The organism is Streptosporangium jomthongense (genome assembly GCF_042650425.1).
Taxonomy (GTDB): Bacteria; Actinomycetota; Actinomycetes; order Streptosporangiales; family Streptosporangiaceae; genus Streptosporangium.
The window spans coordinates 162,841-181,387 of record NZ_JBHSBC010000032.1 but is presented as its reverse complement, the minus strand read 5'-3'; the positions used below and the strand labels follow the sequence as shown (position 1 = coordinate 181,387).

Annotated in this window: 19 protein-coding genes; 8 read left to right on the top strand and 11 right to left on the bottom strand. The window is 70.3% G+C overall.

The window, feature by feature from the left end; translation table 11 throughout:
• Positions 1-25: 25 nt before the first annotated feature.
• Complete coding sequence (locus tag ACFOYY_RS26440; RefSeq protein WP_352009640.1) at positions 26-343, top strand: STAS domain-containing protein; 318 nt, start codon at positions 26-28, stop codon at positions 341-343.
• Positions 344-399: 56 nt separating this feature from the next.
• Here ACFOYY_RS26440 and ACFOYY_RS26435 read toward each other — a convergent pair whose 3' ends face one another.
• The 7 genes from ACFOYY_RS26435 to nucS form a co-directional block, all read right to left on the bottom strand.
• On the bottom strand, positions 400-1,005 hold the full coding sequence (locus ACFOYY_RS26435) for a TetR/AcrR family transcriptional regulator (RefSeq protein ID WP_352009639.1): 606 nt from the start codon (positions 1,003-1,005) through the stop codon (positions 400-402).
• Positions 1,006-1,204: 199 nt separating this feature from the next.
• A complete protein-coding gene (locus ACFOYY_RS26430) occupies positions 1,205-1,828 on the bottom strand; it encodes a response regulator transcription factor (protein WP_352009638.1) in 624 nt (207 codons plus the stop codon).
• Between the two features lie 3 nt (positions 1,829-1,831).
• Positions 1,832-3,001, bottom strand: coding sequence for a sensor histidine kinase (locus tag ACFOYY_RS26425; RefSeq protein WP_352009637.1), 1,170 nt, complete (start codon positions 2,999-3,001; stop codon positions 1,832-1,834).
• Entirely contained in the window at positions 2,998-4,173 is a 1,176-nt protein-coding gene (locus tag ACFOYY_RS26420) for a sensor histidine kinase (protein WP_386193001.1), read from the bottom strand. The genes ACFOYY_RS26425 and ACFOYY_RS26420 overlap by 4 nt, the downstream gene beginning before the upstream one ends.
• Positions 4,170-4,997, bottom strand: a complete 828-nt coding sequence (locus tag ACFOYY_RS26415) for an ABC transporter permease (RefSeq protein ID WP_352009635.1) — start codon at positions 4,995-4,997, stop codon at positions 4,170-4,172. The genes ACFOYY_RS26420 and ACFOYY_RS26415 overlap by 4 nt, the downstream gene beginning before the upstream one ends.
• Positions 4,994-5,845: an ABC transporter ATP-binding protein gene (locus tag ACFOYY_RS26410; protein WP_352009634.1), complete on the bottom strand. Its 852-nt coding sequence runs from the start codon at positions 5,843-5,845 to the stop codon at positions 4,994-4,996. Before ACFOYY_RS26410 ends, ACFOYY_RS26415 begins: the two co-directional genes overlap by 4 nt.
• Before the next feature lie 97 nt (positions 5,846-5,942).
• Positions 5,943-6,602: an endonuclease NucS gene (gene nucS, locus ACFOYY_RS26405; RefSeq protein ID WP_352009633.1), complete on the bottom strand. Its 660-nt coding sequence runs from the start codon at positions 6,600-6,602 to the stop codon at positions 5,943-5,945.
• A 727-nt stretch (positions 6,603-7,329) separates the two neighbouring features.
• Between nucS and ACFOYY_RS26400 the strand changes: the two genes are divergently transcribed.
• From ACFOYY_RS26400 to ACFOYY_RS26380, 5 genes are all read left to right on the top strand, one after another.
• A complete protein-coding gene (locus ACFOYY_RS26400) occupies positions 7,330-8,535 on the top strand; it encodes an amidohydrolase family protein (RefSeq protein ID WP_362777067.1) in 1,206 nt (401 codons plus the stop codon).
• 175 nt (positions 8,536-8,710) lie between these two features.
• Entirely contained in the window at positions 8,711-10,228 is a 1,518-nt protein-coding gene (locus tag ACFOYY_RS26395) for a 3-hydroxyacyl-CoA dehydrogenase (protein ID WP_386192996.1), read from the top strand.
• Complete coding sequence (locus ACFOYY_RS26390) at positions 10,225-10,548, top strand: ATP/GTP-binding protein (RefSeq protein ID WP_352009630.1); 324 nt, start codon at positions 10,225-10,227, stop codon at positions 10,546-10,548. The genes ACFOYY_RS26395 and ACFOYY_RS26390 overlap by 4 nt, the downstream gene beginning before the upstream one ends.
• Before the next feature lie 77 nt (positions 10,549-10,625).
• Positions 10,626-11,366 carry an alpha/beta hydrolase gene (locus ACFOYY_RS26385; protein ID WP_386192993.1) on the top strand — a complete coding sequence of 247 codons (741 nt, stop codon included), beginning with the start codon at positions 10,626-10,628 and terminating at the stop codon, positions 11,364-11,366.
• A 45-nt stretch (positions 11,367-11,411) separates the two neighbouring features.
• The gene (locus ACFOYY_RS26380) at positions 11,412-12,197 is read left to right on the top strand and encodes an alpha/beta fold hydrolase (protein WP_386194069.1); all 786 of its coding nucleotides are present in this window, start codon (positions 11,412-11,414) and stop codon (positions 12,195-12,197) included.
• Here ACFOYY_RS26380 and ACFOYY_RS26375 read toward each other — a convergent pair.
• The 3 genes from ACFOYY_RS26375 to mce all read right to left on the bottom strand — a co-directional run bounded on the left by ACFOYY_RS26375 (position 12,157) and on the right by mce (position 15,339).
• Entirely contained in the window at positions 12,157-13,311 is a 1,155-nt protein-coding gene (locus ACFOYY_RS26375) for an AI-2E family transporter (RefSeq protein ID WP_352009628.1), read from the bottom strand. The genes ACFOYY_RS26380 and ACFOYY_RS26375 overlap by 41 nt on opposite strands.
• Positions 13,312-13,434: 123 nt before the next feature.
• Positions 13,435-14,715 (bottom strand): DivIVA domain-containing protein, encoded by a 1,281-nt coding sequence (locus ACFOYY_RS26370; RefSeq protein WP_352009627.1) that lies wholly within the window; start codon positions 14,713-14,715, stop codon positions 13,435-13,437.
• A gap of 201 nt (positions 14,716-14,916) precedes the next feature.
• Positions 14,917-15,339: a methylmalonyl-CoA epimerase gene (mce, locus tag ACFOYY_RS26365; RefSeq protein WP_352010161.1), complete on the bottom strand. Its 423-nt coding sequence runs from the start codon at positions 15,337-15,339 to the stop codon at positions 14,917-14,919.
• Between the two features lie 83 nt (positions 15,340-15,422).
• Here mce and ACFOYY_RS26360 point away from each other — a divergent pair, with 83 nt between their 5' ends.
• Together ACFOYY_RS26360 and meaB are read left to right on the top strand one after the other, a co-directional pair.
• Positions 15,423-16,610, top strand: a complete 1,188-nt coding sequence (locus ACFOYY_RS26360; RefSeq protein ID WP_352009626.1) for an acetyl-CoA C-acetyltransferase — start codon at positions 15,423-15,425, stop codon at positions 16,608-16,610.
• 83 nt (positions 16,611-16,693) lie between these two features.
• The gene (gene meaB / locus ACFOYY_RS26355; protein WP_352010160.1) at positions 16,694-17,617 is read left to right on the top strand and encodes a methylmalonyl Co-A mutase-associated GTPase MeaB; all 924 of its coding nucleotides are present in this window, start codon (positions 16,694-16,696) and stop codon (positions 17,615-17,617) included.
• Positions 17,618-17,742: 125 nt separating this feature from the next.
• Here meaB and ACFOYY_RS26350 read toward each other — a convergent pair whose 3' ends face one another.
• Positions 17,743-18,420 carry a DUF4230 domain-containing protein gene (locus ACFOYY_RS26350; protein ID WP_352009625.1) on the bottom strand — a complete coding sequence of 226 codons (678 nt, stop codon included), beginning with the start codon at positions 18,418-18,420 and terminating at the stop codon, positions 17,743-17,745.
• Positions 18,421-18,547 lie beyond the last annotated feature (127 nt).

Below are 18,547 nucleotides of genomic sequence, written 5' to 3'. Positions count from 1 at the left end.
GCCGAGATCGGTCTGAGGAGGGGGTATGCGCGCCGTTGGAAAGCCCGGGGCGCAGGTGGTCGTGGTGGGCAACCGCCTCGACGTGGGCACCGTAGCCGTGGTGCGCCCGCGACTGCACAGCGCGGTCGACTCCGGTGACGGTGATCTGATCGTCGATCTCTCCGGACTTGAGATGATCGACGCCACCGGCTTGGGCGTGCTGGTCGGCACGCACCGCCGGGCGCTTGAGACCGGGCGCCGCCTGGTGCTGAGAGGGGTGCCCGTCCGGGTCATGCGGGTGCTGGCGGTGACCCGCCTCAACCGGGTGCTCATCGTCGAGGTGCCCATGGCCGCGGTCGCCTGACCCCCCACGCCCCGGGGACGACCGGGGCGAGGGGGACGGGTGGGCTCACCTGGCGGTCATGTCGCGAACGACCGGTGGAAGATGTGAACGGCCGTACCGACCAGGTCGGAGACCGGGGGCGGGTCCTCGGCCAGCACCCACTCGATGAGCAGTTCGTGGACGGCGCCGATCATGCCCAGCGTGAGCAGGTGCCGGTTGACCCCGACCGTGTCCGGAGGACCGAGGGCACCGGCTGCGACGATCCTCGCGAAGGCCCGTACGGCCTGCTGCCGTGAGGTGGTGAGGCAGTCGCCAGCCCTGCGCACCTCCAGGTGCATGATCCGGGCGCGTCTTCTGTCCTCGGTGACGAAGTTGATGTACTCCGTGATGCCCGCCTCGACCCTGCCGAGCAGGGTGTCGGGAGCCTCCTCGACGGCCTTCGCCACCGCCGAGACGGCCTCCTGGACGCACCTCTCGTGCAGTGCCCGCATGAGTTCGGTGCGCCCGGAGAAACATTCGTAGAACGCGCGGTTGGAGATGCGCGCCGTGGCGCACAGCCTCTCGATCGTCGTCTCTGGGAATCCGGGGTCGGAATAGAGGGTGTACGCCGCGCAGATCAAACGTTCCCGTCGTTCGGCGAGACGTTCCTCCGCTGACATTCCCCGGTAAGGCCGGCCGTTCATGTCAAGCACCCCGCCTTGACGTGGGGTTGACAAATGCTCGTTTTATCACTTCCACCTCATGATCCTGGCCCCCGGAATCCCCCATTATGGGTGCAAGATCCTTTTTGCGGAAGAGTAAGTGTCCTGTTGCTTGCACACTTCATGCAAGAAGGTCACGAGCCTGACTGGGCAGTCAAGTCACCCACGTCCGTGAAGGGCCTCAGCGGACGAGGAACCCACGGTCCAAAGCGGTGGTGACGGCGGCCGTACGGTCGGAGACCCCCAGCTTGCCGAAGACCCGCAGCAGGTGGGTCTTCACCGTGGTCTCGCTGATGAACAGCGCCCGGCCGATCTCGGCGTTGGTGAGCCCCTCGGCCACCAGCGCCAGCACCTCGGCCTCGCGCGGCGACAGGGTCTCGGCCGCCGGGGCGCGCATCCTGGTCACCAGCCGGGTCGCCACGGACGGCGACAGCACCGTCTCCCCACGCGCGGCGGAGGCGATCGCGGCCAGCAGGTCGGCCCGCGAGGTGTCCTTCAGCAGGTAACCGGCCGCCCCGGCCTCGACCGCCCGCAGAATGTCCTGGTCCGTCTCGTAGGTGGTCAGCACGATCACCCGGCTCCGCGGCAGGGCGGCCAGGATGCGCGAGGTCGCGCTGACCCCGTCGCCGTTCGGCATCCGCAGGTCCATCAGGATCACCTCGGGTCGCAGTTGCACGGCCCGCGCCACCGCCTCGTCCCCGGAGGCGGCCTCCCCGACCACGGTGATCTCCGGCGCCGCCTCAAGCATGCCCCGCAGGCCTTCACGGACCACGGGGTGGTCATCGACGATCATCAGTCGTAGCACTCGTCAAACTCCTCGTCTGACCGTCGCCGGGGAAACGGGGACGGTGATCTCCAGGACGGTGCCTTCGCCGGCGGCGGCCGTCAGCGACAGACACCCTCCCACCTGCTCGGCCCGCGCGCGCATGCCGCGCAGGCCGTACCCGTCGGCGGCCGAGGGCCCGAGCCCCACGCCGTCGTCGCGGACGGTCAGCCGGGCCGCGGAGGGAAGATGGTCCAGCGTCACCGTGACGGCCGAGGCGCGGGCGTGCTTGCGGACGTTCGCCAGCGCCTCCTGCGCCGCGCGCAGCAGGACGACCTCGGCCCCGGTCCACATCGGCTGCGACTCGCCGCTCACCCCGAACGAGGCGGTGACGGCCAGTTCCTCGCCGAACCGGGAGACCATCCGTCCCAGCGCCTCCTCCAGCGTCGAGCCGTCGAGCGGCGCCGGGCCGAGCGCGGCGATCAGCGCGCGGGCCTCGGCCAGGTTCTCCCTCGCCGTCCGCACGGCCAGCCCGATCCGCCGCTCGTCCGGCTGCTGCAGCAACATGATGATGCTGGTGAAGCCCTGGGCCAGGGTGTCGTGGATCTCCCCGGCCAGCCGTTCCCGCTCGGCCGCCGCCCCCTGTGCCGCCGAGAGCCTGGCCACCTCGGCACGGCTGTTCTCCAGCTCCTCGATGAGGAGGGCGCGTCCCTTGCTCTGCTCGACGACATCCTGGATCCAGGGCCCGAAGACCAGGTTCGAGGCCAGCGAGAGCAGCCCGATGACGGACAACGCGAGCAGGTCCTCCCCACTGGAGGGCAACAGGGGCAGGCACAGCACGGGGGCCACGTTCAGCGCCACGGTCGCGAGCATCGCCTGCCGCTTCGGCAGCAGGATGTAGTACTGCGGCCCGAAGGCGAACAGCAGGAAACGGGTCGGCGGGCAGAGCACCGAGACCGGGGTGAAGAGCACGATCGACAGCACCACGTAGGCGCGCCCGTTCGTGCCGTACGGCCCCCCTGGGATGCGCCTTCCCAGGAACACGTAGGCCGCCGTGCAACCGCCCAGCAGGCACAGCACGACCGCCTTCCAGGCGACGGTGAGCGCGTCGTCGAGGAGGACGAAGGCGACGGAGACGATGAGGTCGAGAAGATAGAGCCGCTCCCAGCCGTCCATGCGGTGGTAGGCGTGCCGTTCCCCGGGGGCGGGCGTCATCCCGGCACCTCGGCGGTGAGCGTGGTCCCGGTTCCGCGCGCGCCGCGCACCAGCAGGCGACCGCCGACCTGTTCGACCCGGGCGCGCATGCCGCGCAGGCCGTACCCCTCGGTGACCGGAGGCTCGAAGCCCGCGCCGTCGTCACGGACCTCCAGCGTGACCGTCTCCGGGCCGTAGACCATGCCGACGTCGGCCCTTCCGGCCCCGGAGTGCCTGCGCACGTTCGCCAGCGCCTCCTGGGCCACGCGCAGGAGCACCACCTCGACGGCGGGCGGCAACGGACGCGACCGGCCGTGGACGGTGAACGCCGTGGCGAGGCCCGCCTCCTCGCCCAGGCGTTCGGTCAGCCGTTCCAGTGCCTCCTCCAGCGTCGAGCCGTCGAGCGGCGCCGGGCCGAGCGCGGCGATCAGCGCGCGGGCCTCGGCCAGGTTCTCCCTGGCCGTCCGTACGGCCAGCCGCAGGTGGCGCGCCGGGTCCGGCTGCGCCTGCGCGGCCTGCACCAGCATGATGATGCTGGTGAAGCCCTGGGCCAGGGTGTCGTGGATCTCCCCGGCCAGCCGTTCCCGCTCGGCCATCGCCCCCCGTTCCGCGGACAGTCTGGCCACCTCCGTGCGGCTGTCGACCAGCTCCCTGATGAGGGCGGCCCGCTCCGCGCTGCGCTCGGTCACCCGCTCCGACCACACGCCGAAGACCGCGGAGAACAGGATCACGACGACGGTGACCGTCAGAAGCTCATATCCCACGGGGCCGTCGAGGAACAGGTGACGCGGGATGTGGGCCACGCTCAGCACGGCCACCGGGATCATGGCAGTCCTGGCCGGATGGATGACGAAGCACTGCGGGCACAGCCCGAACAGGGCGAGCGTCGAGATCGGGGCCACGGAGACGGCGACGCAGTACAGGACGACCAGCACCGCGATGTAGACCGTCCCGCGCCGCAGATCGTCGGCCGTCATCGCCGGACGGCCGAGCAGGAGATAGAGCGGCAGTACGGCGAGCAGGCAGCCCGCCGCGACCGCCTTCCCCGGCACGGTCATGCCGCCGGTGACGACGAGCACGACCGGCAGCAGAATCGCCGGGACCAGCAGGATCTCCCAGACGGCCGGTGACGACTCCCACGTGTTCGGCCCCGCCGGGTCACCGCCCGGACGGGGCCGTTCCTCAGGGGTCATCCGTCGCGGCGGCTCTTCCACCGGAACGTCAGCAGGCACAGCACCAGTCCTCCGACGACCCAGGCTCCCAGGACCATGGCGACCCGGTCCAGTTCGTAGGACCCGGCGACCTCAAGTGTGGCCCCGGCGTCACCGATGAAGACCGAGCGGAAGCCCTGGCACATCCACTTCAGCGGGAACACCGAGGCGATGTTCACCAGCCATGAGGGCAGCTGGCTGACCGGGATGAACACCCCGGAGACGAACTGCAGCACCACGAACGGCATGGAGATCACCGCGCTCGCGCTCCGGCCCGAGCGGGGCAGGCTGCTGGCCGCCACGCCCAGCAGCGCCGAGGACAGCACGCCGAGCACGAAGACCCAGGAGAAGGTCACCCAGGCCGAGACCCGGATGGGCAGGTCGAGTCCGAAGGCCAGCACCCCGACGGCCAGCAGCAGCACCACCTGGCACAGCGACAGGAACAGCGTCTGCAACGCCCTGCCGACGAAGTAGGAGGAACGCGGCAGCGGTGTGCCCGCGAGCCGCTTGAGCGTGCCGTCGTCACGGTCGATCGCGATGCCGATACCGAGGTTCTGGAAGCCCGTCATCGCCGCCGAGCCGATCAGCCCCGACACGTACAGCTGGGCGACGCTGACGCCGCTTCCCTCAAGGGTGCCGCTGAAGATCGCCCCGAAGATCGCCAGCAGGATGATCGGGAGGGAGAAGACGAAGATGACCGCGTCCCGTTCGCGGAGGAACATCCGGGTCTCGATGGCCGCCCGCGACAGCCCCAGTCGTGCCGCGGACGGTCTCCAAAGGGGGACATGGGTGGTCGTCCGGCTCATGAGGTCACCTCGGAGGGGGTGACGAGCCCGAGGTAGATCTCCTCCAGGGTCGGCCTGGTCACGGTGAGCTCGGGAACCTCCCCGTCGAAGCGCCGGGTCAGTTCGAGCACGGTCCCGGTCGGGGTGTCCGTCTCCAGCGTGCGCCGCTCGCCCCCGTCCGACCAGCTCACCCTGGCCTTGGCGTTGGCCCGCCCGCCCAGCGTCGCGGGCTCGCCCTCGGCGACGACCCGGCCGCCGGAGACCACGGCGACCCGGCCGGCCAGCGCCTCGGCCTCGTCCAGGTAGTGGGTGGTCAGCACGATCGTGGTCCCCTGGCCCGCCAGGTCCCGGATCAGCTCCCAGAACCGCCGCCTGGCCTCCGGGTCGAACCCGGTGGTCGGCTCGTCGAGGAAGAGCAGCTCAGGATCGCCGATCACCCCGAGCGCCACGTCCAGCCGTCGCCGCTGCCCTCCGGAGAGCTGCCGGACGCGCTTGCCCGCGCTGTCCGTCAGGCCCACCCGCTCGATGACCTGGTCCGGGTCGCGCGGAGCCGGGTAGTACCCGGCGAAGTGCCGTACGGTCTCCCCGACCGTCGCCTCTGTCATGTCGTTGGCCGTCTGCAACACGATCCCGATCCGGGAACGCCAGTCCCGGGTCGGCCTGCCGGGGTCGGCACCCAGGACGCTGACCTCGCCCGCGTCCCTGGTCCGGTGCCCTTCGAGGATCTCAACCGTGGTCGACTTGCCCGCGCCGTTCGGGCCGAGGATCGCGAACACCTCGCCCGCGTGGATGTCGAGGTCTATGCCCCCGACCGCCTGCACGTCGCCGTACCGTTTGGTCAGGCCACGTACCTTCACCGCCGTATCCATGCCTCAAGCGTCCGCCTCGTACGGCTTCGGCGGCACCCACGACCGGTGGAACGCCGCTGTCCTCCGAACGGAGGACAGCGGCGTCGTGACAGTGGCCTCAGAACAGGGTGTCGGTGCGCTCGATGCCGCGCAGCTCGTCGTAGTCGAGGGTCACGCAGCGGATGCCGCGGTCCTCGGCCAGGGTCCTGGCCTGCGGCACGATGGCCTGGGCGGCCAGAATCCCGCTGACGGGCGCGAGCAGCGGGTCGCGGTTCATCAGCTCCAGATAGCGGGTCAGCTGTTCCACGGCGTCGATGTTCGCCCGGCGCTTGAGCTCGACGGCGACCGAGGCGCCGGTGTGGTCACGGCAGAGGATGTCCACCGGGCCGATCGCCGTCATGTACTCGCGGCGGACCAGTGTCCAGCCCGCGCCCAGCGTGGTGATGTGCTCGGCCAGCAGCTCCTGCAGGTGGGCCTCGACCCCGTCCTTGACCAGGCCGGGGTCGACCCCCAGCTCATGGCTGGAGTCGTGCAGGATCTCCTCCATCGTCAGGACGAGCTTCTCCCCGGTCTTGCCGTGCGTGACCGTCCAGGTGCCCTCCTCTTCACGGAGCTTGCAGGGCGGGTTCATCCAGTTCAGAGGCTTGAACGCCCGGTCGTCCGCATGGATGGAGACCGAACTGTCGGCTTTGATCAGGATGAGCCTGGGCGCCATCGGAAGATGAGCGGTGAGCTTTCCCACGTAATCCACGCTGCACCGCGCGATGACCAGACGCATGGCACCCAAGCCTAGACCCAGCCGCTCGTCGCCGGTTCCGGATCGCCTCATATCCCGCGTCGTCGCGGATATGAGGCGGTCCATAGGGGCTTCACCGCCGACGAAGGCCGGTTCCACGACAGGACGAGGAGGTTCTTCGCCCGGTTCGCTCCGTGACCCGTTTCCGATCCTGCCGTTCCGCCCGCGACCGAGGAACGGCGGGCGGCTCGGAGCAGGTGAGGTGATCGGCGGTGTATCCCTTCCTGGCCGAAGGGCTTTGGCGCCTGTCCCCGTCGTTTTGGCGGTGATCGGAATCGATCAGGTTGCGTTGTGCCCGCTGCCGCCGTCTTTCGCCAAGCCGTGTCGGGACCGGGCTTCCGGTGCGGACACGGTCGACGCCGCATTCGCATCGGTCGGGCGGTGCCCGCGAGGAGGAGAAACGAGAAAGGCCCGAGGCTGATTGTTTCGGTGACCCGGAACAACCCCTGCCCGCCACGCCGTTCAGGCGACGGAATCATATGCCTCACCTGCGCCGACGGTCTTTTCGCCGCCGTTTCTCACCCGCCGGGCTGATCGGTCGTTATCGACTTCGGGCCACGGTGACCTACGATTTCCGATGCCCCCGGGAGATGAATTCACCTGGGACGGATCGTGCCACCGGTGCTTGCGCCACCGAACGCAGTCTTTTCACCGGTGGTAAGGAGTTCCGAAACGGAGAATTATTCATGACCATAATGGGAGTGCGTTCGTGAGAGATTCTCGACTGGCTGTCCGCGGTGCGCGCCTGTTCGACGGAGAGACCGCGCATCCGCGTCCGGTCATGGTCCTGATCGAAGACGGCCGGATCGTTGACGTCGACCTCACCGGCGCTCCCCCGCCGGAAGGGGTGGCGCTGGCGGACCTGGGGGCCGTGACCCTCATGCCGGGGCTGGTGGACGCGCACACCCACCTGGCGTTCGACCCGAACGGCAACACCGAACATCAGATGCTTCACGACGATGACGCCACCGTCATGACGCGAATGCGGGAACACGCCGCCCAGGCGTTGCACGCCGGCATCACCACCCTTCGCGACCTCGGCGACCGTGGATATCTCTCGCTACGGTTGCGCGAGGAGTACGCCACGGGGGAACCGGGCCCTCAGATCCTCGCGGCCGGCCCTCCCATCACCGGTAACCGTGGACACTGCTGGTACCTCGGCGGAGAGGCCGAAGGGGCGGAGGAACTGGTCGCCGCCGTCACCTCCCGCGCCGAACACGGGACCGACCTGGTCAAGATCATGGCAACAGGGGGCATGTCCACCAAGGGGACCAACCCCGGGGGATCGCAGTACGGTCTGGCGGATCTGCGGGCGGTCACCCGGACCGCTCACGGGCTGGGACTGCCTGTCACCGCGCACGCGCACGCTGCGGCGGGAATCACCGACGCCGTGGCAGCCGGAGTCGACGGCATCGAACACTGCACGTTCATGACGCGGTCAGGGGTGCGGCTCGACCCTCGGACCGTTGACGCCATGGCCGCGGCTGGCACCTTCGTCGGCTGTACGGTCGTCAAACCCCGTGAGGGGATGCCTCCCGAGGTCCTGGAGACCATCGAGCCCTACTGGGAGAACCAGGCCTACATGCAACGCCATGGTGTGCGCGTCGTCTGCTGCACCGACGCGGGCATCAACCCTCACAAACCTCATGACGTACTTCCCGGCGATCTCGTTTACTTCGCCGCACAGGTCGCCACCAATGTCGAAGCGCTCGCCTCCGTCACCTCCCTCGCCGCCGAGTCCTGCGGCCTCGGGCACCGCAAAGGCCGTGTCGCTCCCGGTTATGACGCCGACCTTCTCGTCGTCGACGGCGATCCCGTCCACCACATCGACGACGTACGGCGGGTCCGCGCGGTCTATCGGGCGGGGAGGCCGGTGGCGCGGGATTCCGAGGCGTCAAGCCGCGGCCGTGGGTAACCGCCCTCGCCGTCCGGCGAGAGCGTGGTCCGTCGTCGAGGACGACAGGGCTTCATCCGTTCACCGACTGCTTTGATTTCGCCGGACGGTACCGGGAAGAGGCGTCGGGGTTGATACCGGTTGATTACCTGGGTTGGTTTTGGGGGGAGGTGATGGGCTCTGGGAGACTGGCGGCATGACGCGGAGCTTTGAGAAGGTCGGAGTCGTCGGGCTCGGCACGATGGGGGCGGGGATCGCGGAGGTCTTCGCCCGCGCGGGGCTCAGGGTGATCGGTGTCGAGGCCGATCCCGACGCGCTCGGGCGAGGCCGGGACAACCTGGAGAACTCGACCGGACGGGCCCTGGCCAAGGGCAGGCTGAGCGAGGCGGAGCGGGCCGAGATCCTCGGCCGGATCACCCTGACGACCTCGCGGGAGGACCTCGCGGACGCCGACCTCGTCATCGAGGCCATCCCCGAGGTCATGGACTTCAAGCGGGCCCTGTTCACCGACCTGGACCGGATCTGCAAGCCGTCCGCGGTGCTCGCGACCAACACCTCCTCCCTCTCCGTCACCGAGATCGCGGCCACGACCGGCAGGCCGGGGCGCGTCGTCGGCATGCACTTCTTCAACCCCGCGCCGGTCATGAGGCTGGTCGAGGTGGTCCACACGGTGGTCACCGAGGACGGCCTGGCCGAGGAGATCGCCGCCCTGGCGCGGCGGCTCGGCAAGACGCCGGTGAGCGTCGGCGACCGCGCCGGATTCGTGGTCAACCGACTGCTGCTGACCTACCTCAACCACGCCGCCGTCCTGCTGGAGAACGGCCTGGCCACCCGCGACGGCATCGACGCCGCGATGAAACTCGGCGTCGGCGTGCCGATGGGCCCCTTCGCGCTGCTCGACCTGATCGGCCTGGACACCTCCTACGAGGTGATGTGCGTGCTGTTCCAGGAGACACGCGACCGCCGCCACGCCCCCGCGCCGATCCTGCGGGAGCTGGTCACCGCGGGCCTGCTCGGCCGTAAGACGGGAGCGGGCTTCTACGACGGGCAGGCCGTTGCCACCCCTCCGGCGTCGGGCAAGCCCACGGTCAGCTCCGTCGCGGTGCTCGGTGAGGGCGCTCGCGAGTTCGCGGCCAGGCTCGGCGACGCCGGGTTCAGGACGACCGCCCTGGAGACGGTCACGGCGGGCGAGGCGGAGGACACGCTTGAGCGCGCGGTGGAAACCGCCGACGTGGTCATCGCGCTGTCGCACACCCCCGTGATCGAACTGGCCGCGCGGCTGCCGCACCCCAGGCGCCTGGTCGGCCTGCACCTGGTCGGGGACAGGCTGGCCGAGGTCGCCTCGACCGTGCTCACCTCGCCGGAGGCGACATGCGCCGTCGAGGGCCTGACCAAGATCGTCGGCCGGGTGCCGGTGCACTGCAAGGACCGGGCCGAGTTCGTCGTGGACGCCCTGCTGTACCCGTACCTCAACGACGCCGTGCGGATGTACGACTCGGGCTACGCAGGGATCGAGGACATCGACGCGGCCATGCGGCTCGGCTGCGGATACCCGGCGGGGCCGTTCGAGATGATCGACGCGCTGGGCCTGGAAACCGTCCGCGACGGACTGCGCGCCCTCTACACCGAGTACCGCGACCCGGCCTTCGCCCCCGCGCCGCTGCTCGACCAGCTCGTCACGGCCGGCGTGCGAAGCATTCGCGGCCTGTCATGAGCCCCCGCAGAGCCCGCCGGATCGACCCCTTCGACCGGGGCGACGGACGGGGAAGCCCCGCACGCCCCGTCGGCTCCTCGGTGCCCGGCGTCGACCAGGTCGAGGAGTGGCCGGACGGCGACTGGTTCGTGCGCCGGGTCACCGGCGCGGGCGCGGACAAGGTCTACCGGTGCCCCGGCTGTGATCAGGAACTCAGGCCGGGCGTTCCGCACCTGGTGAGCTGGCCCGCCTGGCGGGGCGGAGAGCAGGAACGCAGGCACTGGCACACCGCGTGCTGGCGCAACCGGATACGGCGCGGTCCAGGCCGGAGCCGATACTGAGACCCGGCGCCGAACACCGGGCCGGGTACGGAAAAACGGCGGCACTCCGGCCGCCGGTGAGGAGACACGGAACAGACATGGAGATCAGGTCCTCGACGGTGCTGCCCGCGCGCAGGGAGCCGATCGAGCTGCACACCGGCGACGGGCTGAGGCTCGTCGGAGAGCTGGCCCTTCCCCCGGGAAGGCCGCCGGTCGCGACGCTGGTCTGCCTGCACCCGCTGCCCACGCACGGCGGCATGATGGACAGCCACCTGTACCGCAAGGCCGCCAACCGGCTGCCCGCGCTGGCGGACCTGGCGGTGCTGCGGTTCAACACGCGCGGCACCTCCTCCGAGCGCGGCGCCTCGGAGGGGGTCTTCGGCGACGGCGAGGAGGAGCGCTTCGACGTCGCCGCGGCGCTGGAGTACGCCGAGTTCCACGACCTGCCGAACGTCTGGCTGGTCGGCTGGTCCTTCGGCACCGAGCTGACGCTCAAATGGGGCCGCGACCCGCTGGTGACGGGGGCCGTCCTGCTCTCTCCGCCGCTGCGCCGGGCGACCGACGCGGACCTCGACGCCTGGGCGGCCTTCGGCCGTCCGCTGACGGCGCTGGTCCCCGAGTTCGACGACTACCTGAGGCCGCAGGAGGCCAAGGCCCGCTTCGCGCGGGTGCCGCAGGCCGAGGTCGTCGGGGTCGAGGGCGCGAAACACCTGTGGGTCGGCGAGCCGTACGTGCGGATCGTCCTGAACGAGATCGTACGGCGCGTCAACCCGGCGGCCCATCCGCTGCCCCACGAGGTACCCCACGAGATGCTCGGCGAGGTGCCCGGCGAGGGATAGGGTCCGCGAATCACGGACGGCGGGGCTACGGTGGACAGCGTGCTCATGTACACGCGATCAGCCGGGCAGGGACTCCCGGTCATCCTGCTGCACGCCTTCCCGCTCTCCTCGGCCATGTGGCTGACCCAGCGGGAGGGACTGTCCTCCTCCTGCGAGGTCATCACCCCCGACCTGCGTGGCTTCGGCGGCTCCCCACTCGGTGACCAGGAGCCCTCCGTCGACGTGATGGCCGACGACGTGGCGCGCCTGCTCGACCACCGGAAGATCGACAGGGCCGTCGTCGTCGGCCAGTCCATGGGCGGCTACGTGACGATGGCCATGTGCAGGCGCCACCCCGACCGGCTGCTCGGAGTGGTGCTCGCCGACACCAAGGCGAGCGCCGACACCGAGGAGGCCAGGGCGTACCGCGAACGCGTCGCCACGACCGTGCTCGCGGAGGGCTCCTCCTTCCTGGCCGGGGAGATCATGCCCGCGATGGTCGGCAGGACGACCGCGCGCAGCAGGGCGATGGTCTTCGGCCGGGTGCGCGCCCTGATCGAGTCGGCCCCGCCGGGGGCGGTCGCCTGGGCGCAACGGGCCATGGCGGGCCGTCCCGACTCCTTCGACACCCTGCGCGGGCTCACGGTCCCCGCCCTGGTGATCGTGGGGGAGGAGGACGAGACCACCCCGGTCGCCGAAGCGCGGGCGATGGTCGAGGCCGTACCCGACGGGCGGCTGGCCGTGATCGAGCGGGCCGGGCACCTGAGCGCGCTCGAACAGCCAGAGGCGTTCAACGGCGCCGTGGCCGCCTTCACAGCCGGGCTTGCCGGGGAAGCACGACCTCACGAATGATCAACGCGATCGCCGCGGCCACCGGGATGGCCAGCAGCGCCCCGACGATGCCCATCAGCGCGCCGCCGAACAACGCGGCGATCACGGTGACCGCGGGGGCCACGTCGACCGAGCGCTTCATGACGCGCGGATAGATCAGATAGTTCTCGATCTGCTGGTAGATCAGGAAGAAGACCCCGCAGGCCACGCCGAGCGTCCAGGACTGCAGCAGCGCGACCAGCGTCACCAGCACGGCGCCGATCGTCGCCCCGACCAGCGGGATCAGGTCCGCGACCGCCACGACCAGGGCGAGGGCCAGCGCGTAGGGCATGTTCAGCACCGCGAGGAACACCCAGGTGGTCACCCCGGCGATCACCGAGATCAGCAGGTTCCCGGCCACGTAACCGCCGATGCCGTCGAGGATCTCGTCGCCCAGCGCCCTGGTCCGCTCCCTGCGGCTGCTCGGCACGAGCCGGAAGAGGTAGTCCTTGATCGAGGGCAGCGAGCCGAGGAAGTACAGCGTCAGCACCAGCAGCGTGAAGCCGGAGAAGAACGTGTCGAACACCACGGCGCCGGCACCGACCAGGCCGCCGGCCACGGCCTGGGCCAGGCCGCCGTTGGTGACGTAGTCGCCGATCCTGGTGAGGATCTGGTAGTCGCTGTCCAGTGCCCTCAGCGTGGGGTTGGCCAGCAGCTCCCTGACGTAGCCGGGCACCGCGCTGACGAAGGAGGCCGCCTCCCGGCTCACCGGCGGGACGATCGCCAGACCGAACAGCACGAAGAACAGGATCACCCCGCCGAAGACGATCGAGATCGCCCCCCGGCGGGGCATTCTGCGCCGCTGCAACGCCTCGACCGCCGGGTTGAGCCCGACGGCGAGGAACATCGCCACGACGACCAGTACGATCACGCTGCGCGCCGTGATCAGCGCCTGGGCCAGCGCCCAGGCCGTCAGTATCCCCAGGCCCCCGGTCAGCCCGATCAGGAACGGGTTCCTCGTCAGCGGTTTGCCCGGCTTGCCGTACGGCTCGGCGAACTCGGGCCTGGCCTTCGGCACGGCGGGCCGGGCGGCGTCGGCCGCCTGGGGCGGTTGAGGCGCCGGAGACGCCTGGGGCGGCTGGGACGCTTCGGACACTGGTGCTCCTGGCGGTGGGGGAACGGCGGGGAACGTGACAAGAGAGCCTAGCGACCCTCAGGGTCGCCAGGCTCTCTCGTAGCCGTCATGTGTAGCCGTCGTGACGCCTCGCCAGGCGGGGGGCTACTCCTGCCACCACTCCGCGTCGTCGTCCTTGGCGGGCGACTTCGCGGCGGGCGCGAGCGGCTTCTCGCTGCCGTTGGAGGCCGGGATGGCCGGCTTGGGCGGCGCCGCGGCGATCGCGGGCTCGGGGTCGGCCGCGGGCAGCGGCGCGCCGCCGAGCAGCTGGCGCAGCTGCGCGAGGTGGCTGGTGATGCTGTCGCGCTGGCGGGTCAGCTCGTCGACCTGGCGCTGGGCGACCGTACGGCTGCGCTCGGCCTCGGACTTGGCCTCGGAGACGATCGACTCGGCGCTGGACTTGGCGTCCGCCACGAGCTGGTCGGCGTTCTTGCGGGCGTTGGCGAGCAGCTGCTTGGCGTGGGTGTCGGCCTCGCGGCGGGTCTGCTCGGCCTGCTGGGTCGCCTTGGTCGCGCGCTGCTCGGCGGTCGCCGCGCGCTGCTCGGCCTCGGAGACCAGCTTCTGGGTGTTGGCCTGCGCGGTGGCGTGGCGCTCGGCCTCCTGGCGCTCGGCCTCCTCGCGGCGGGAGGCGAGCTGGATCTCGAACTCGGCCTCGTCCTGGGCGCGCTTGGCCTCGGACTCCTCAAGGACCCGCTGGGCCTGGGCGCGCATCTCGTCGGCCTGGCGCTTGGCGGTGGTCAGGATCTCGTCGCGCTCGCGCTTGGTCGAGGCGCGCAGCTGGGCGACCTCGCGCTCGGTGGTGGTGCGCAGCTTGGCGATCTCACGCTCGGCGTCCGCGCGCTTCTCCGCGACCTCGTGGTCGGCGGTCGCCCTGAGCTTGGCGACCTCGCGCTCGGTGGTGGCGGTCAGCTCGTCGGCCTCACGGCGAGCGGTCGAACGGATCTCGTCGGCGTCCCGCTCGGCGGTGGTGCGCATGTCGTCGGCCTCGCGGGTGGCGAGGGCGCGCTTCTCCGCCGCCTCGTTCTCCGCGGCGGCACGCAGGTCCGCGGCCTCGACCTTGGACGCGGCCTTGATCTCGTTCGCCTCTGAACGAGCGGCCTGGACCAGCTCGGTGGCCTGCTCCTCGGCCAGACGCAGCAGCTGTTCGATACGGGCGCCCAGTCCCGAGTAGGTCGGACGCTCCTGCTCCTGAAGCTGACGCTGGGAGTCGGCGAGTTCTCGTTGCAGGCCCTGGAGCTGTTCCCTGGTCTGGCGCAGTTCGTTGTCGACTTGCTTCAGATGGTCGTGGACCTGGTGCCGGTCATAGCCTCGGAGCACCACGTCGAATTCCCGAGCGGGGGCGTCTTCGAAGAAATTGTTGAGCTGGGCGTCGATGTCGGACTGCATGGAGGCTCGATCCTGGGTTGTCGAGGCGGCTACACGGGCCGGACGGGGGATTGGTCGGACATCCGAGGCGGAGCCGTGGCGGGGATCCACACGTCCGGTGGTAGGCCAGCGTACTCTGGAGTCGCCGAGTTGTCGGTCTCCTCTGGCTTTCTGCGCGACTTGTTACGTACGAACGTTTCTTACATTTGACATGGTGCGCCTTTAGTGCTTTGGCGCCTGAACGAGTTCGGTGAGCATTCCGCCGACATCCTTGGGATGCAGGAAAGCGATGGAGGAACCCATCGTGCCGTGCCGGGGAGCCTCGTCGAGAAGCCTGACGCCCCGGTCGCCGATCTCCCGCATCGCCTCGGCGACGTCCGGGACCCCGAAGGCCACGTGATGGACCCCCTCACCCCGCTTGGCGAGGAACTTCCCGACGGGTGTGTCGGGGCCGAGCGGTTCGAGGAGCTGGATGTACGACCCGCCCCCGTTGCCGTCGGCGATGTGCAGCATCGCCTCCTTGACGCCCTGCTCCTCGTTGACCTCGCGGGCGACCACGGTCAGCTCGAAGGTCCGCTCGAAGAATGCGATCTTCTCCTCAAGGTCGTGGCAGGCGATTCCCACATGATCGATCCGCATGAACATATGTCCAACCTCCATGGCGGCTACTCGGGTACCCATGGGTATGGTGGCAAAGTCGTCCCAAGCCCCGCCAGGGAGGCCCTGCTATGTCTGGTTCCGTCATCGTCGCCGGAGCTCGTACCCCCATCGGGCGGCTGCTCGGCTCGCTGTCCGGTCTTTCGGCCGTCGAGCTCGGCGGCATCGCCATCAAGGCCGCGCTGGAGCGTTCAGGCGTCGCTCCCGAGGCCGTGCAGTACGTGATCATGGGTCAGGTCCTGCAGGCCGGAGCGGGGCAGATCCCCGCCCGTCAGGCCGCCGTCAAGGCCGGAATCCCGATGACCGTGCCGTCGCTGACGATCAACAAGGTCTGCCTGTCCGGCCTCGACGCCATCGCCCTCGCCGACCAGCTCATCAGGGCGGGCGAGTTCGACGTCGTGGTCGCAGGCGGCATGGAGTCCATGTCGAACGCCCCCCACCTGCTGCCCGGCCTGCGCAGAGGGGTGAAGTACGGCGAGGCGGGCATCGTGGACTCGATGGCGCACGACGGCCTCACCGACGCCTACGACCAGGTGTCCATGGGCGAGTCGACCGAGCGGCACAACGAGCGCCTCGGCCTGACCCGTGAGGAGCAGGACGCCTTCTCCGCCCGTTCGCACGAGCTGGCCGCCGCGGCGATCAAGAACGGTGTGCTCGACGACGAGATCGTCCCGGTGACGATCCCGCAGCGCAAGGGCGAGCCGGTGGTCTTCGCCGCAGACGAGGGCGTGCGCGCCGACACCACCGTCGAGGCCCTGGCCCGGTTGCGCCCCGCCTTCGGCAGGAACGGCACGATCACCGCGGGCTCCGCCTCGCAGATCTCCGACGGCGCCTGCGCGGTCGTCGTGATGTCCAAGGCCAAGGCCGAGGAACTCGGGCTCGAATGGCTGGCCGAGATCGGCGCGCACGGCAACGTCGCCGGTCCGGACAACTCCCTGCAGTCCCAGCCGGCCAACGCCATCAGGCACGCCCTGGACAAGCAGGGGCTCTCCGTCGACGACCTCGACCTGCTGGAGATCAACGAGGCCTTCGCCCAGGTCGTCCTGCAGTCGGCCAAGGAGCTCGGCGTCCCGCTCGACAAGATCAACGTCAACGGCGGCGGCATCGCCGTCGGTCACCCGATCGGGGCCTCGGGAGCCCGCATCGTGCTGGCCCTCGCCCACGAGCTCAGGCGCCGTGGCGGTGGCCTCGGCGCGGCGGGACTGTGCGGCGGCGGTGGCCAGGGTGACGCCCTGATCATCCGGGTCCCCTCGGCGTGACGGTGCGAGACCCGGGACCGGTGACCCGCGAGCGGCCCGCGGCCACGGGGAACGGGCACCTCCCGCAGGCCGACGTCTCCGATCTGGTCGCGCGGGCACGGGCCGGGCAGCCTCGCGCGGTCGCCAGGTTGATCTCCCTGGTGGAGAACGGCTCGCCCCTGCTCAGAGAGATCATGGCCAGGCTCTGCGCGGAGCGTCCGGTCAGGGCCAGGATCATCGGGCTGACCGGTTCTCCCGGCGTGGGCAAGTCGACCTCGACCGGGATGCTGGTGCGGGCCTTCCGCGAGCAGGGCAGAAGGGTCGGCGTGCTCGCCGTCGACCCGTCCTCGCCGTTCACCGGCGGCGCCCTGCTCGGCGACCGGGTGCGGATGCAGGACCACGCGACCGACCCCGAGGTGTTCATCCGCTCGATGGCGAGCCGGGGGCATCTGGGCGGTCTGTCATGGGCGACCCCCCAGGCGCTGCGCGTCCTGGAGGCCGCCGGGTGCGAGGTCATCCTGGTCGAGACCGTCGGGGTCGGCCAGGCGGAGGTGGACATCGCCTCGCTGGCCGACACCACCATCGTGCTGCTCGCCCCGGGCATGGGGGACGGCGTGCAGGCGGCCAAGGCGGGCATCCTGGAGATCGCCGACGTGTTCGTGGTCAACAAGGCCGACCGTGACGGCGCTCAGGCGGCCATCAGGGAACTGCGCAACATGATCGCCCTGGTCGCACGGGACTGGAAGCCGCCGATCGTGCCGACCGTCGCCTACCGGGGCGAAGGGGCGCAGGACGTGGTCGACGCCCTTGACGCGCACTGGGCCCACCTTGAGGAGTCGGGCGAGCTCGGGCGCAGACGTCAGGCCAGGGCCAGGGACGAGATCGAGGCGATCGCGCTGGCCACCCTCCGCTCACGCTTCGCGCACCTGCACGGCGACCGGCGTCTGGACGCGCTGGCCCGCCGGGTGCTCGACGAGGGACTCGACCCCTACCGCGCGGCCGACGAACTGCTGGCCGCCATCGACTGAGCGCCATCGACTGAGCGGTATCGACCGACCGGCACCGGCCGGTCGAAGGCCCTGACCGGAACACCGATCAGGGCCGGGCCGTTCGGAGCCGGGCGGCTCAGGGCTGGGAGGCTCAGAGCCGGGTGTCAGGGCTGGGCGGCGAAGTCGACGGTGACCTTCTCGAAGCCGAGCCCGCCGAGCATGCCCTGAAGCATGATCTTGGTGTTCTGGTCGGCGCGGGTGCGCAGGTCACTGGCCTGCGCCGCATCCGCGATCTTCTTCTCGGCCAGCACGTAGAGCTCCTGCTGGTCGCCGGGGGAGGAGGACAGGAAGTCCTCGACCCGGTCGAAGAGACCGCGCTCCTGGGCGTAGACGTAGGAGCGCCTGTTGTCGAGGTTGGGCTTCTCCAGCTGGGCGTGCGGCAGCCGTACCGTGACCTGCCTGCGGTCGGGGGAGACGGTCAGCGCGCCCGAGGCCAGGCCGCCGAAGTCGACGTAGGCGTCCACCCCGCCCGCGCCGACGAAGAGGGTACGGCTGCCCTTGATGGCGTCGGGCAGGAAGGGGGCGTCCTTCTCCAGGTCCACGACGACCTGGAAGTTGCCGGTGGCCGCCTCGAAACGGCTGAGGTTGTGGATGGATTCGAGCAGCGCGGGCTGACTGCGGTCGACGGTGTTCTCGCCGAACGGGTTCAGCCACGACCAGGCCAGACGGGCGCCCACGACGAGCAGGACGACGGTGACGAGCAGCCCGGCGAGCAGGCGCGCGCCCCTGCGCGGGGGCGGCGCGGACGCCGGTTGCGGCGGCGCTTCCAAGGGGGCGTTCACGGCGGTCTCCTTCCCTCGGTGGCCGCGTTCTCACGCGGGCGGCCGGAGGAGGGGCCGCCTTCCCGCGTGGAACGACTCATCCGGATCGGCGCTCTCATATCGGGCGGTCCCGGACGGACCACGCTCC